This is a genomic window from Mycobacterium sp. P2_H7, assembly GCF_056403275.1.
This window is the reverse complement of sequence record NZ_JBFUFU010000003.1, coordinates 186,011-199,739: the sequence shown is the minus strand read 5'-3', so window position 1 is coordinate 199,739 and position 13,729 is coordinate 186,011. Positions and strand designations below refer to the sequence as shown.

Here is a 13,729-nt window from a genome sequence, read left to right as displayed (position 1 = left end):
AAGATCAGTTTTGGGGGTACACAGTGCGTGGATCAATGGGACGTCCGCTGGGAATGCGCGGATCAGATACACGAGAGCGAATAGTTGCTGCCGGACGCAAAGTGTTCGGCGAGCTTGGCTACGAAGGTGCGACGGCGGAGAAGATCGCGCATCGAGCGAGCGTCACCCGCCCCGCATTGCGTCACCACTTCCCGTCCAAGCGCGCCATCTACGACGAGATAGTGGCCACCACCAGCGCCGACGTCACCTCCGCTGCGTTGGCCGCCGACCGCGAGGACACCCTGGTCAACCAGCTCACCGCCTTCCTGGGCACCGTCGTCACCTCCGACCGGAAACGCGCGTCGGACACCGCGTTCTTCGCCGCCCTGGTCCTGGATTCCTACCGCCATCCCGACCTGAAGCAGGAATTCTGCGCCCCGCGTGAGGACACCCGGGCGTTCTTGACGTCCGCCGTGGCCGGGGCCGTCGAACGGGGCGAGCTGGCCGACGACTCGGACACCGACGCGGTGGTCGAGATGCTGTTCGCCGTGATGCTGGGCGCGAGCTTCTACGGCCGGCTCGCGGGCGCCGACACCGCGCACTCCGCGGTGATCGACAGGCTGTCCGCCCTGCTGTCCAGCGGATTCCACGGCTAGCTCGGCCGCTTCGCTACCGTCGAAGCGGTGACCGACAGCCCCCTCGAGTACTTCCCCGGCCGGTGGGCCGATGTCTTCGGTGCACTGTCCGGACCCACTGCACTGCTCTGGCACGGATCGCAGCCGAGTTCGCGCGCGGCGGTGCGGGTGTTGGCCCATGCCCTCGACGAACGCGGGTTGAGTGTGGTGGCACCCGACTGGGATCCGCACGGACCCGACGGCGGCCGCGCGGAGTTGCTCGCCTCGGCGGACTTCACCCGCACCCGGGCCGCGGGCGGGCCGCTGGTGCTGATCGGCTGGTCGCTGGGCGGCGTCGCGGCGGCCGGGCTCGCATTGCGCGCGGCGCAGTTCGACGTGGAGGTGGCACACGTCGTCTGCCTCGGCGGCGCCTTCATGGCCCGCGATCCGATCTCCGGCGGCGCAGTGCTCGACGGCGTGACCGTCGGCCCCGCCCGTGCGCCGATGCATCTGTTCACCGGAACGGCCGACGACGTGATACCCGCCTATGCGGCAACCGAATTCGCCGCGGCGCTGCGGGCCCTGCACTGGCCGGTCGACACCGTGGAGGTCCGGGCCGACCATGGCTCGATCGCCGGCGCGCGGTATGACGCGGTGCACCGACGGTATGAACCGGCCGACGACCCGGCCACCCGAGCGGTCGCCGACGACATCGCCAACCGCATCGCCGCGATCGTCCGCTAGCCGACCGTCACCGCAATCTCGTTGCGGCGCAAGGCCGGCAACGTCCACGGCGGATCGTAGAACCAGGCGACCGGGGCGCCGACGGGCGCGAGACCCTTCTCCCGCAGCGCTTCGAGCAGACGCGCCGTCTCGGTGGCCACCGCCTGTGGACTGCGGCTACCCGAGAAACGGCGGGCCGCGACCGTCTCGGCCGGCACCCGCACCAGACGCACCGCCGGGTCGTCGGGTTGGGGTAGCGACTCCAGCGCCAGACCCTCGGGCAGGAAGAACCGGATGACCCAGGCACCGTCACCGACCGACTGCTGCGTGACCGCCTGCTGGGCGACGGGTGCGGTCATCGCGAATTTCGTACCCGCATCGTTACCGCCGAAGATGTAGCCCGCAAGTCGCCGGAACCCGACATTGCGGGCGGCTTCCTCGCCTGCGTCGACGTTCGTCTCGGCGGCCAACCGTTCGCCGTAGTGCCGAATCTCGATGCCCGAGCACAGTGTCTCCACGCGGTGCGGTGGTTCCTCGGTGCCGTCCCGAACACCCACGATCGATCCGGCGGCGTCACGCGCCGTACCGACGATCTTCGCCAACGAGCCGAGCATCGTGGCCTCCTCACCTCGTCTTCCATGATGCCGACGCCGCGGCGATGTGTCGACCACCCGGCGCGGCCGACGGCGACAGGAACTCAGAACATGTTCTGCACCAAAGCGATTGACGCGCAGGCGCTCGGGAGGACTACGCTGCGGTCCCATGAGCACGCGCCGGAAGTTCCTCGTCATGGGTCTTGCCGTCGGCGCGCTTCTCGTCGCCGTCGCCGTAGTGCTCGGCGCCCTCGCGCTACAGAACCGCCAAGCTGCAGAGTCCGCACCCGCACCACCGACGGTGCCGCCGGCCCCGTCCGGCGACCTGTCCGCCGGCGACCTCGCCCAATTCGACCAACAGCTGCTGACCAGCCTGCGGTCGAAAGGGCTCGACATCGCGAACCCCGCCATGACCGCGCGCGACGCGCACCTGATCTGTGCACGTCTGCAACACGGTCAATCCGTCGACCAGGTCAAGCGCGACTACTCGCAGGTGACCCAGGGCGACGCGTCGGTCGCCGACGTTTTCGTCTCGACGGTGATGACCGTGTACCCAAGCTGTCCGTGACCTGTTTGAGACCTCGCCGAAGTGGCTATTCACACGTCGGTCGAGCTGACGCACGAGCTCGCTGATCGAGGAGCCCCCTCATGCCAGATGTCGCCATCCGCGAAGCGACCTTCGACGATCAGCTGGGCATACTGCGCTTCAGGCTGGAGCAGGTCTGCGGACTGCTGGAGGCCTCCCTGCTGGCGGCCGGCGACCTCGGCGCTGCCGAGGCGTTGCTGGTGATCGACGAGGTCCGCCGCGACAACGATCAGGTCCAGGCGCTGTGCGCCGAGGTCAGGCGAGAAGCGCTGGCGCTGATGTGGCACGTCCCCGGCGCCTCGGATATCCCGGTTCTCTTCAATGTCGTTCGTGACACCCGCGCCCTGGCACGGATGGGCTGGCTGGTGGTCGAACTCGCCGAGGCGGGCGCGCCGGTGGCTGGCACGTGCGCCGAGGTGCTGGCGGCGGTGCAGGCGAAAATGCTGGCCGCCACGACCGACCTGTACCTGTCCATGTCGGATGGGGATCGAGCCCGCGCCAACGACATCCACGCGCACGCAGCGTTCGACCAGTCGCTCCTCGGCCCTTCGTCGGGTGGGAAGCACGCCCGGCGGCTGGTACGGGCCTGCGAGCGCTGGACAGGCCATGCGATGGCCATCTCGCGGCGAGCCACCGCCGCTGCCGCCGCGTGACGCCGGCCGGCGTTCACCTCTCAGTCGAGTAGCCGACTACTCGCCCCTGCCGACCGCGTATCGCGAAGAATTCTCGCCAACGAGGGATCAACTGTTGGGCGGCGGTGACTTGGCGCCGCCGCCGGCTGCCCAGAGGTGAGGACGATGAACCACGTCACGATCGCGACCACGGCACGTCATTCCAGCCTGGCCACGCTGACATCGCGGCTGAACACTCTGGCAATCACGGATCTGCAACGGCGCGAGGTGAATTCACTGGACCGGGCGTCACTGATCCGTGAGATCTACCGCATCTTCGCGCTCGTCGGCACGACCGCCGGCCTCGACCGCGCCAGCATCGTCGACGACATCTCACCTCTGCTCGCCACGATGGAATCGCAATGCCTGCCTCTGCACAGTGGCATCTGCCCCCTGCTGGCCAGCCACTACAACCTGTTTCTCGGCACCGTGCTGGAGCTGGGCGACCTCGACCACCCGGCGATCGCGCGTCTGGTGGAGGACGCGCTCGCGATGCGGACGCACGGGATCTACATGGTGACCGAGATCGCACGGGGCAACAACGCGATGAGCCTGTCGACCGAGGCACGATTTGACCCGGCGACCAATACATTCGAGCTGCACACCCCGACACGCGATGCCGCGAAGATGATGCCCTACCTGGCGCTCGACGGGCTCCCCAAGACGGCGATCGTGATGGCCAGGTTGAAAGTGCGCGATCTGGACCACGGGGTGCACCCCTTCGTGGTGCCCTGTCGGGACAGCGACGGGCATCTCTATCCGGGCATCCGTGTTTCGCGGCCGGGTGTCCTCGAGTTGCCCTACTACGGTGCCGTGGACCACGCCATCACGACGTTCGACCGGGTGCGCGTACCTCGGTGGGCGATGCTGTCCGGCAAGGAGAATCACCTTTCGCCGAACGGCGAGTTCAGCTCGTCGCTCGGCGGTTCCCGCGAGATCTTCTTCAGTTCCCTGCGGCGGGTCGACTGGGGCAAGTTCGTGTTGACCGCGTCGATCATCCCCGGTCTGAAACTCAGCCTTGCCCTGGCGGTGCACTACGCGCTGACCCGCGCCCTCAGCACCCACAGCGGACGACGGGTATCGCTGTCCGAGAATGCTTACCACCGGCGGACGCTGGCGCAGTCCTACGTCCGTGGGCTCGGCTCGATCGCGCTCTATGAGGGGCTCAAGTCGAAGCATCTGCCGAACGGCCTGCGCGACCCGCAGCGGTTTCGAACCGATGCCGGTATCGCCAAGGCCATCTGTGTCGAGTTGGCCCGCGAGGTGGTCGGCGACTGCATGAAGCGTTGCGGCGCACAGGGAAAGTTCATGCGCAACCGGATCTCGACCACCCTCGCTCTGTGCGATGCCGTGGCGACGGCCGAAGGCGACAGTGTGCCGGTGATGATGATGGTCGCCAAAGATGTTCTCTCCTGGCCGGAGTCGGATCTGTCCGACGGTGGTGCCCTCGGGACGCTCGCCGTCCGGATCCGCGACGACATGACCCGTCAACTGCTGGCCGCCTCCGACAAGATGGTCGCGTGGAATGACCTCGGCGAGCAGGCGCGCCAACTCGCGTGGGTCACCGGTCTCATCACCGCGGCGGGCTATCTCGATGAACGCCCGGATATCCAGCGGGCGTTCGTCAATGCCGCCATCTTGGAGTTGGCGCCGGCCTTCCTGCGCTACGGCGCCTTGAAACCCGGCCAGATCGCCGCCATCGGCGAGCAGCATCCTGTCGAACTCGACGCGATCTGGAGTCGCCATGCGCATTCCCTGGCCTCCGAGTTCGAGGTCGAGGAACTGATGGCGACCACCCCGCTCGGAAGCCCGGACCTCGGCGCGGCATGGTTCGGGCTGGCGCCCGATTTGTTCACCGAGGAGCTGGCGTGAACTCCTCAGCCAGGAACTCGAGCAGCGCCGCGTTGAATTCGTCTGCGTGACTGACGTTCACGCCGTGCGGGCCGCCCGCGATGATGTGCAGCCGGCTGTCCGGTAGGGCGTCGTGGGTGCGCTTGCCGGACCCCTCGAACGGCACGATCTGGTCCGCGTCGCCATGCAGCACCAGTGCCGGCACGGCCACCCGCGGCAGATCTTCGGTGAAGTCGTGGCTGCCGAAGGCGGTGAGGCACGCCAACGCACCCACCTTGCCGGCTTGGTGGCACATCTCCAGTGCCAACTTGCGCTGCTCGTCGTCGACCGTGAATGTGCCGTCGGCAGTGAAGAAGTCGGTGACGAACTGCTCGAAGAAGGAATCGGCACCGGTGGTCAGGGCCGCGGCCATCTGCGCTGCCTGTTGCTTGCTCAGCGGCCCCTCCGGATTGTCCTTGGAGTGCAACATGTACGGCGTCACCGATGACGCGAACACCACGCTGCGCAGCCGGGCCGACCCCGTGCGCGCGCAGTAACTGGCGACCTCGCCGCCGCCCATGGAGAAACCGACCAGGGTGGCATCCGTCAGATTCAGGCCGTCGAGCAGCGCGGCCACGTCGTCGGACAAACTTTCGTAGCTGTACCCGACGATCGGCTTGTCGCTTCGGCCGAATCCCCGACGGTCGTAGGTGATGACGCGATAGCCCGCCGACTGCAGGGCGTCGATCTGCTCTGACCACGCCTCGCCCGTCATCGGCCACCCGTGGATGAGCACCACCGGCCGCCCGTTCCCTCCGGTGTCGTCGACGTGCAGGTTGGTATTGCGGAACAAGCCGCGGTGGGCCGTGATCTCTGACATGGACGCGTTCCTCTCGATCGATCTGGAACTGGGATTTCGAGAGTGGTACCCGCGTCGGGAGAAATTTACGCCCGCGGCGAGGCTCCGCGATTAACACCCGTCACTTTGTTAACATCGCGCCCGTGTCAGACTCGCCGTGGACCAGGGATCAGCGGCCTTCGCGCCCGGTTTCCCGGCGTGATGCGCTGCGCTACGCGACCGCCTTGACGGCGCTGGGCGTGGCCGCCGTGGGTGTCGGCGCTCCCGAAGCCGCCGCCGCCGCTCCCACGCTGATCGACTTCGCGATGCGCCAGATCCCGGCCCAGGACATCCGCGCCGCCGGCCACGCCGGGGTGATCAACTACGTCTCGACGTCGCGGCCCGGCTCGTCCTTCGGCGCCAAACCGATCACGCTGCCCTACGCGAAGGCGCTGACCGCCGCGGGCCTGGTGATCGTCAGCAACTACCAGTACGGCAAGCCCGGTGGCACCGCACCGTCGGACTTCACCCGCGGGTTCGCCGGCGGCGTCGCCGACGCACGTACCGCCTGGCAGCTGCACACCGCGGCCGGCGGCGCCCAGAACGCCCCCGTCTTCTTCTCCGTCGACGACGACATCAACCGCGAGACCTGGAACAACGTTGCGCTGCCCTGGTTTCGGGGCATCAATTCGGTTCTCGGCGTGCAGCGCACCGGTATCTACGCGGGCATCAATCCGTGCCAGTGGGCCACCGCCGACGGTGTCATCGGACGATCCCGCACACCGGGCCGGGTGTGGGCCTGGCAAACCCGATCATGGTCGGGCGGCCAGATCTATCCCGGTGCCGTGCTGTACCAGCGCGTGGTGAGCACCGCGTCGAACCCCGGTCCGATCGTCGGTGGCCTCGAAGTCGACGTCAGCGATGCCCTGGCCCAGGATGTCGGCCAGTGGAACCTGCATCCCTGAGCACCGCTCGAGTTCTCACCTCCACACCGTTGTTTCCCTCCGTTTAGGCTGGGGCAAGGTACCGGCGAGCGCAGCGTTGATACAGCTCCCCCGGTTCAACACCTGCTCGGAGGAGAGTTATGCGTCGGCGGCCGCCCACCTGGGCGATGGCAATCAGTTGTGCGGTCCTGCTCGTCAGCGGATGCGAGGCACAGGTGCAGAGCGCACCGCCGGCCGCCGAGAGCACCTCGCAGGTACCGCTCGTCGCCCCGCAGGGCTGGTCCTTGCCGCCCGCAGCCCCACCCCTGCGGCCGACGGCGACCCTCGACGGGCTCGACGCCCGTGTCCGTCAGGCCACCTCCGATGCGGCCAAGTCCGGAGCCGTCATCGAGACCGTCGTGCTGGACCGCGACACCGGCCAGACCGTCTCCAACGGCGCCAACAAACCCTTCCCCATCGCGTCGGTGGCGAAGCTGTTCATCGCCGACGACCTGCTGCTGCAGGAATCCCAAGGCTCGACGAAACTGTCCCCCGCCGACCACGCATCACTGGACGTCATGCTGCGCTCCTCCGATGACGGTGCGGCGCAGACTTTTTGGGACCGCAGCGGCGGCAACGCCGTCATCGCCCGGGTGAAGGCGCGCTACGGGTTGACCGGCACGACGGCGCCACCCAACGGGCACTGGGACGTCACCCTCAGCACCGCAAACGATCTCGTCCGCTACTACGACAAGCTGCTCAACGGAACCGGCGGACTGCCGCCCCAGCAGGCCGAGGTGATCCTCGGCAACCTGGCGCAATCCACCCCGACGGGCACCGACGGCTATCCGCAGCGATTCGGCATCCCCGACGGGCTCTATGCCGAATCGGTGGCGGTCAAGCAGGGCTGGTTCTGCTGCTGGAATGGCGGCAATCAGTTGCACGTGTCCACGGGCGCCATCGGACCCGAGCGCCGGTATGTGATGGCGATCAGCTCCCTGGAGACCGACGACGCCGCCGCCGCGCGCGACACCATGACGCAGGCAGTCAAGACGATGTTCCCGGGCGGCAAGATCTGACGTCGCGAGTCGTCAGTCAGCGGCGCGGCGTCGTCGTGATGTGCACATGGTCGAAGTGGCCGTAGCCCGAAGCTTGCGGACCGGCGGGCGTGTAATAGGTGCCCCGCCAGATCACATCCTGCAACCCGAACCGGGCCGCATTGCTCATCGCGAACGCCAGAATCTGGTCGCCGAGCGCGATGCCCTCCGGGCTGCCGGAGTTGGGAATCATGATGTCGATCGCCAGACCGCTCGGATGCCACGGCTTCGAGTCCGGCCGCACCCCGTCGATCTCGGCAACCTGGGGAAAACGTGCGCTGACGGCGCGGGCGGCCACGATGGTGTTGGCCTGCAACCCCGCCTCGGAGGCGACACCGACGGGCAGTGCCTCCGGGATATCGGCGCGGGCCGCCGCGAGAACCGGTGGCGCCTCCTCGACCGGAGGCGGGCCGGGCATGGCGACGATCGCAGGGTCCACCGGCGGGGGTGCTATCGGCGGGGGGACCGCACTGTCGATGACCGCCTGCTGTTGCGGTGTCAACGCGGCGTACTGGGCCTCCGCCGCAGTGATCTGCTTGAGCATCTCAGTCAGTTTGGCCTGCAGCTCGGAGCGCACTGCGGCGGCCTGTTCGGCTGCGGCGCGGGCCTCGGATGCGGACTTCTCGGAGGCCACCGCGGCATGGGTGGCTCGGTCACGCGCTGCGTGAAAGGCTTTCAACTGGTCGGCTGCGCTGTCGGCGACCGCCCGCCGGAGCGACAGTCCGTCGATCAGCTGCTGCGGGGAGTTCGCGGTGAGCAGCGCCACGAACTGACCGGTGCTGCCACTCATGTAGGTCATCGCCGCCACCCGGTCGACGGCGCCCTGGTAGGGCCGAAGCTGGTTGTTCGCGGCCTCAAGCGCCGCAAGGTCCACTCGGTGGCCCTCTTCGGTCGCCGCTTGCTCGGCGCGTCTGGCGTCAACATCGCGCTGGGCTGCGGTGACGGCTTGGCGACTCTGCAGCGCCTGCTGGGACATCTCGTTGAGCTCGGCCAGTGCGTCGGAGGCAGGGTCTGCGTGGACGTCGCCCATCGACATGACCACTGCCAAGACCGCGGCGGCCGTTACGGACACCGTTCGTCGAGGTGATGTTGCGCGCACTCGGGTCGAGCGGATTGTCACGGTCCTTCGCTGCAGGGACCGATCCAGGCCCGCCTTGTATTCCTCGGACAGGCTACGAATTGGCCTCGGCGCTGTCCACTCGTCCGAGTCGGGCTCCTGAAGGGATGGCGTTGTCGACGAGTACAGCCGCGATGGCGGCGGCGGTAGCGAAGCTTTCGGAGTCGAGGACCCGGTTGCGGGCCGAGGCGCCATCCAGGAGCAGCGCCAATTGTTCGCCGAGTTGTTCGGGATCGACGGCGCCTGCCTCGCGCGCGGTCTCGGTGAGTCGCGCGGCGAAAGCCTCCTTGTAGTCGCGGGACCTGCGGCTCGCCGACTATACGGGCCGCATCGTGGAGTGGATCAATGTCGGCCAGCCCGATGAGCGCGCCTTGGGCAAAGCGGCCAGTCAAGCCGATCACGATCAGGTGCTGCTGTTCCCGTTCGCCTCCAGCGCGACCACCTGGCGGCGCACCGTCGCCCCGAAGGTATCGGCATTGAAAAACTTGTCGGTGGTGCAGATACCCCATGCCGCGGTGCAGCAGCTGGCCGAGACCGTGGACCGCCGGTTTTCGGCGCAGGTGCTGGTGATGGAAGGGCAGGTGACGATGACCGTGGGCGATGTCGACGTCACCTTCACGCCCGAACCCATGGCGTGAACGTATGAGCCACGCACGGCCAGGTGAGTTGCGACGCGTCATCTCTGTCCTAGCGCGGAAGTGGCCACAGTCGCCGCCCGCTTCTCTGCCCGAGACTTCTGCGAGGTCTAGCGTGGTCGAATGGGTTTGTTCAGTCATGAGGAACTCCGGGACCCGGCCGATGGCGTGGGTGGCGACTCTGGTACTGGGAGCGTTCAGAGGGTCCGGGGCGCTGAGGTGGACGAGTTCGGGGTCGATGGTCCTGTGGTCGTGGGTCCGGGGTCACCGCCTGAAGATGGTTCGTGTGGCCAGTTCGCGGTGCAGTTTCATGTGACGACGTCAACGCTCGTCGGGCTGAAACGTATTGCTGATGCGCGGGGGGTCACTGTGCCGGAGGTGTGCCGCCAGGTGATCGGTGTCTTTGTTGCCCAGCAGGAGGGCGAGTTGACTGCGTTGCTCGCTGCTGAGGCAGAGGCGGCTGATTATCGGCCTAGTTTGGGTCAGGCGTAGGGATTCAGCTTGCTCGCCGCCATGCGGAACGTAGAGGTACACGCTTCTGGTGACACCCGGGTACACACGGTTACTGACCCACCGGAAGTGGTAATACGTCCCGGACGGCACGTCGTCCTGAGGCAAAGAGTCAGCGCTCAACGTGTAGTTGGAGACCTGATCGTCTGCGAGCGCATAGGCAGCACTGTCTTTTCCTGAGACGCCCGAAAGCGTAAAGCCGACATCGGCGTCATCAGCGACTGCCTGTCCGTGCAGTAGTTCGACAGTTTCCAGTTCGACCGTTTCGGCCTGAGAGTGCTGGGGCATCGAGCAATCACTTCCCTTCTTTGGCGTCGTCCGCAGCTGGGCGGTTGCGGTGGTGTCACCGTCTGGTGTTGGCGCACGGGGTATTGGGCGACCGACCCCGGGATCGGCGGCCGACTCCGCGCTGGTGGCCAGGTTGGACTCGACATGCTGAGTCAGCACTGCCGCTGACATCACGGCTTTGAAGATCGCCCGTAAGACCTCTCGGAAAGTGGCTTCGCCGTGGACTGAACGCCAAGCGTCTTTTTGATCCGTCGGTCAGGCGGTCCGGTCGGCCACGTTCACCCGCGTGGCCGACGCGAGTGCTGCGCGCAAGGTGTCGGTGGAGACGGGCGCTGGCGGGGCGGTCATGAAGTTCTCGGGGGGCACGGTCGGGTCGGACAAGTAGATCTGGGTGTATCCGGCCGATTCGGGCTCGAAACGCCATGTCTGCGAGGCATCTCCGGCGTTGAGAGTGTCGAATCCGAGGCGGTCGATCAAGCCGGCGGCGAGGTCAAGCGCTTCGGCGTTGTCGCCGGCGATAGGCAACGCGGTGCGGTCTGGTGCACCGGATGGTCGGGCGAGTAGGGGGATGTGGTGGGCGAGGATATTGCTGAAGGCCTTCACCAAGGCGGCGCCGGGAAGCAACTTCTGGGCGAGCTGAAGTTGGGTGTACTGGCCAGCGTCCAGTTCGGGGATCCGTCCCTCGCGCGAGGGATAGTAGTTGCCGGTGTCGAGGACCGTCCTCCCGCTGAGCAGGCCTTCGGGAAGCCCGCGGTAGGCCGAGAGGGGGATGCTGAGCAGGACGGCGGCGCCGCTGCTGGCCGCATCCTCTGTCGTGGCGGCTGTGGCGTGGGTCCCCAGTTCGCCGACCAGCTCGGCGAGACTTTCGGGCCCTCGCGAGTTGGCGATGACCACGTTGATGCCGGCCGCTGTTGCCAGCCTTGCCACGGCCGTGCCGATGTTCCCACTTCCGATGATGCCCAGTGTGGTCACGGTGCTCTCCGTTCTTCTCGGTTTCGTGTGCGGTCAGCGATCACTCGCGATTCAGGATCGCGAAGGAGCGTTGCTAGCCCACCTTCACTTCGGTCGCCTTGGCGTCAGTGTTGTGGCGAAAGACCTAGTGCTGGAGCCAAAGTGGTCAGCGCCGGCAGCACGTCGTTGGTGCCGATGACCTGAATGGCGACGTGGTCGGCACCGGCTGCACGGTGCCGGTGCAGGCGTTCAGCTACCTGATCGGCCGCCCCGTAAGCGATGATGGCATCGACGAGTGCGTCGCTGCCGGGTTTGGTGACGTCGTCGTCGCCGAAGCCCAGGCGTTTCCAGCTGTTGCGGTAATTGGCCAGTCCCAGAGGCATTTCCAGGACGTCGCGGCCCACTGCGCGGGCCTGGGCGGTGTTGTCAGACAACACGATTTTTTGCTCCGGCGCCAAGAAGGCCGCCGGCCCCATTACCTCGCGGGCGCGAGCGGTGTGCTCTGGGGTGGTGAGATAGGGGTGCGCGCCCGCCCCGCGCCGCGCGGAAAGCTTGAGGATTCCGTCGCCGAGGGCGGCGAGGACCCGTCGGTGAGCGGGCACACCGTAGCGGTCCAGGTTATCGAGGTAGGCGTYGAGGGCGTCGAAGGGCTTCTCCCACTGCGAGATGGCTTCGCGGTGCCCTGCCCCGATGCCCAGCAGGAAACGGCCTGGGTAGCGGTCGTCGAGTCGGTGGAACGCCTCTGCCACGGGTCCGGCCGGCGAGTTCCAGATGTTGATGATCCCGGTCGCGGCCTTCAGCATCGCGGTGCGATCGAAGATGGGGTCCACCCAGGACAGGTCGGTGGGCGCGGCGCTACTGACCCACACCGCCCCGTAGCCCAGCCTTTCGATCTCTTGGGCGGTCTGCGGGGAGATGGGATTCACCGTCCACACACCGAACGATCCGAGGCCAGGTCTGCCCGCATTGTGCGGTGTCGCTGCCGAGCTGGTTCCTTGGGAATGCATGATCTTCCGTTCTCAATGTCGTTTGCGAACTCATGAGCGCCCGCCGACCGCCACGTCCTACTTAGGCCGCGACACGGCGCCGCGCCGGGCAACGGGCACTGTCACATGTTGAGGACGCGGTTGAGACGCACGCCGTAGTCTTCGTCAGGGTTGGTTCCGTCGGCGCCAAACCGTTCAGCGACGGCGGCCATGCCGATGTCGCGGCGTTTGGGTGATCGGGCAGCATCGGCAGTGGCCAGCGCGGACGGCATCTCGTCACTGGTCAGATCGGTGCAGTAGGCCGGTGTCCCGGGCTGCTGGCGCCACGACTGGTCCAGCCCTGCGGCGTCGAAACCGTCGAAACCGGTGTCCTCGACCAGGGCGATGCCCAGGGCCCGCGACGTGGCGTCATCAGCGGCAACGGGGATCGCGATGCGGCCCGGCGTTCCTGGTGGGGTGTTCTTGTTGGCGAATGAGCCCGACCCGATGGCGTTCCAGGCCTTCACCACGGGGCGGCCGAGTTGTTCTGCCACCCAGTGGCTTTCGATCTGGCCGTCCTCGATGGCCTGGATCTGGGTGTCCCTGGCCGGGTAGTAGTTGGAGGTGTCGATGACGACGGTGTCCGGTGCTGCGCCGGCCACGATCGGTGCGATATCGGGAATGCGGTTCAGAGGGGTGGAGAGAATAAGGACCTCGACGTCCGTTGCGGCCTCGGAGGCCGGTACGGCCCGCGCCCCGGTGCGCAGCGTGTCAGCTGAGATGGTTTCCGGGCCGCGCGAGTTGGCCACCTTGACGTCGTGTCCGGCGGCGGCCAGCCGCTGGCTGAGCGTCTTGCCGATATGTCCGACGCCGATGATTCCGATCTTCATGATTGTTTCCCTTTCTGAGATGCCGGACCTAGTCGCCAGCGGGATGTCCGAGTGCTTCAAGCGTGCGCCGAAGCTCGTCGATACCGTCGTCGGTAAGTTGGCAGGCTGATTTGATGTGGTCGGTGACGCCGCGGATCTCGGGTTCCAGGGCGCGGCCGCGGTCTGTCAGATCGACGAACACCCGCCGTTCGTCGGCGACGTCCCGGGTCCGGGTGACCATGCCGATGGTTTCCAACCGTTTCACCAACGGTGTGATGGTGCCCGTGTCCATGTCAAGGCGCGCTCCTAGAGCGCCCACTGGTAGCGGCGCGCCGTCGAGTAGCGCCACTACTACGAGGTACTGAGGAAACGTCAACCCGAGCGGTTCCAGGATTGGCTTGTGCTGACGGATCATCCGGTTGGCGGCGCCGTACAGCGCGAACGACAGTTGGCGACCCAGGTGACCACGCGATGTTTCCGGCATCGTCTCACCACTTCCCCTAGCGACCGAGTTACTTGTCATCAATAGGCTAGCACACT

General features: G+C 66.9%; 14 protein-coding genes and 2 pseudogenes. 8 read left to right on the top strand and 8 right to left on the bottom strand.

The annotated features are described in order from the left end of the window. Window positions 1–35 precede the first annotated feature (35 nt). The gene (locus tag AC1DY7_RS04195; RefSeq protein ID WP_477492398.1) at window positions 36–635 is read left to right on the top strand and encodes a TetR/AcrR family transcriptional regulator; all 600 of its coding nucleotides are present in this window, start codon (window positions 36–38) and stop codon (window positions 633–635) included. A 27-nt stretch (window positions 636–662) separates the two neighbouring features. Continuing rightward, a complete protein-coding gene (locus AC1DY7_RS04190) occupies window positions 663–1,337 on the top strand; it encodes an alpha/beta fold hydrolase (RefSeq protein WP_477492397.1) in 675 nt (224 codons plus the stop codon). Here AC1DY7_RS04190 and AC1DY7_RS04185 read toward each other — a convergent pair. Continuing rightward, window positions 1,334–1,930, bottom strand: coding sequence for an SOUL family heme-binding protein (locus AC1DY7_RS04185; protein WP_477492396.1), 597 nt, complete (start codon window positions 1,928–1,930; stop codon window positions 1,334–1,336). The genes AC1DY7_RS04190 and AC1DY7_RS04185 overlap by 4 nt on opposite strands. Before the next feature lie 148 nt (window positions 1,931–2,078). On the opposite strand from AC1DY7_RS04185, the gene AC1DY7_RS04180 reads away from it, so the two are divergent. The 3 genes from AC1DY7_RS04180 (at window position 2,079) to AC1DY7_RS04170 (ending at window position 5,038) form a co-directional block, all read left to right on the top strand. Further along, window positions 2,079–2,477 carry a DUF732 domain-containing protein gene (locus AC1DY7_RS04180; protein ID WP_477492395.1) on the top strand — a complete coding sequence of 133 codons (399 nt, stop codon included), beginning with the start codon at window positions 2,079–2,081 and terminating at the stop codon, window positions 2,475–2,477. Between the two features lie 80 nt (window positions 2,478–2,557). Further along, the gene (locus AC1DY7_RS04175) at window positions 2,558–3,148 is read left to right on the top strand and encodes a hypothetical protein (protein WP_477492394.1); all 591 of its coding nucleotides are present in this window, start codon (window positions 2,558–2,560) and stop codon (window positions 3,146–3,148) included. A 144-nt stretch (window positions 3,149–3,292) separates the two neighbouring features. Further along, window positions 3,293–5,038, top strand: a complete 1,746-nt coding sequence (locus tag AC1DY7_RS04170; protein ID WP_477492393.1) for an acyl-CoA dehydrogenase family protein — start codon at window positions 3,293–3,295, stop codon at window positions 5,036–5,038. Here the strand turns inward: AC1DY7_RS04170 and AC1DY7_RS04165 are convergent. Beyond that, window positions 5,019–5,876, bottom strand: coding sequence for an alpha/beta fold hydrolase (locus tag AC1DY7_RS04165; RefSeq protein WP_477492392.1), 858 nt, complete (start codon window positions 5,874–5,876; stop codon window positions 5,019–5,021). The two genes, AC1DY7_RS04170 and AC1DY7_RS04165, sit on opposite strands and share 20 nt — an antisense overlap. Window positions 5,877–5,998: 122 nt before the next feature. Between AC1DY7_RS04165 and AC1DY7_RS04160 the strand changes: the two genes are divergently transcribed. Both AC1DY7_RS04160 and AC1DY7_RS04155 read left to right on the top strand, forming a co-directional pair. Continuing rightward, window positions 5,999–6,799, top strand: coding sequence for a DUF1906 domain-containing protein (locus AC1DY7_RS04160; protein ID WP_477492391.1), 801 nt, complete (start codon window positions 5,999–6,001; stop codon window positions 6,797–6,799). Window positions 6,800–6,918: 119 nt separating this feature from the next. Further along, window positions 6,919–7,836, top strand: a complete 918-nt coding sequence (locus tag AC1DY7_RS04155; protein ID WP_477492390.1) for a serine hydrolase — start codon at window positions 6,919–6,921, stop codon at window positions 7,834–7,836. 16 nt (window positions 7,837–7,852) lie between these two features. Here the strand turns inward: AC1DY7_RS04155 and AC1DY7_RS04150 are convergent, their stop codons facing one another. Continuing rightward, on the bottom strand, window positions 7,853–8,884 hold the full coding sequence (locus AC1DY7_RS04150) for a coiled-coil domain-containing protein (RefSeq protein ID WP_477492389.1): 1,032 nt from the start codon (window positions 8,882–8,884) through the stop codon (window positions 7,853–7,855). A 386-nt stretch (window positions 8,885–9,270) separates the two neighbouring features. Between AC1DY7_RS04150 and AC1DY7_RS04145 the strand changes: the two are divergent. Next, window positions 9,271–9,609 (top strand): annotated as a pseudogene (locus AC1DY7_RS04145) (YaeQ family protein); the annotation flags it as partial. A gap of 318 nt (window positions 9,610–9,927) precedes the next feature. On the opposite strand, the gene AC1DY7_RS04140 reads toward AC1DY7_RS04145, so the two are convergent. From AC1DY7_RS04140 to AC1DY7_RS04120, 5 genes and pseudogenes are all read right to left on the bottom strand, one after another. Then, complete coding sequence (locus AC1DY7_RS04140) at window positions 9,928–10,404, bottom strand: hypothetical protein (protein WP_477492388.1); 477 nt, start codon at window positions 10,402–10,404, stop codon at window positions 9,928–9,930. A gap of 255 nt (window positions 10,405–10,659) precedes the next feature. Further along, window positions 10,660–11,379: pseudogene (locus AC1DY7_RS04135) on the bottom strand (NADPH-dependent F420 reductase); the annotation flags it as partial. A gap of 101 nt (window positions 11,380–11,480) precedes the next feature. Next, window positions 11,481–12,362: an LLM class F420-dependent oxidoreductase gene (locus tag AC1DY7_RS04130; RefSeq protein WP_477492387.1), complete on the bottom strand. Its 882-nt coding sequence runs from the start codon at window positions 12,360–12,362 to the stop codon at window positions 11,481–11,483. A 101-nt stretch (window positions 12,363–12,463) separates the two neighbouring features. Further along, window positions 12,464–13,210, bottom strand: a complete 747-nt coding sequence (locus AC1DY7_RS04125; RefSeq protein WP_477492386.1) for an NADPH-dependent F420 reductase — start codon at window positions 13,208–13,210, stop codon at window positions 12,464–12,466. A 28-nt stretch (window positions 13,211–13,238) separates the two neighbouring features. Then, complete coding sequence (locus tag AC1DY7_RS04120; RefSeq protein ID WP_477492385.1) at window positions 13,239–13,673, bottom strand: MarR family winged helix-turn-helix transcriptional regulator; 435 nt, start codon at window positions 13,671–13,673, stop codon at window positions 13,239–13,241. Between the last annotated feature and the right edge of the window lie 56 nt (window positions 13,674–13,729).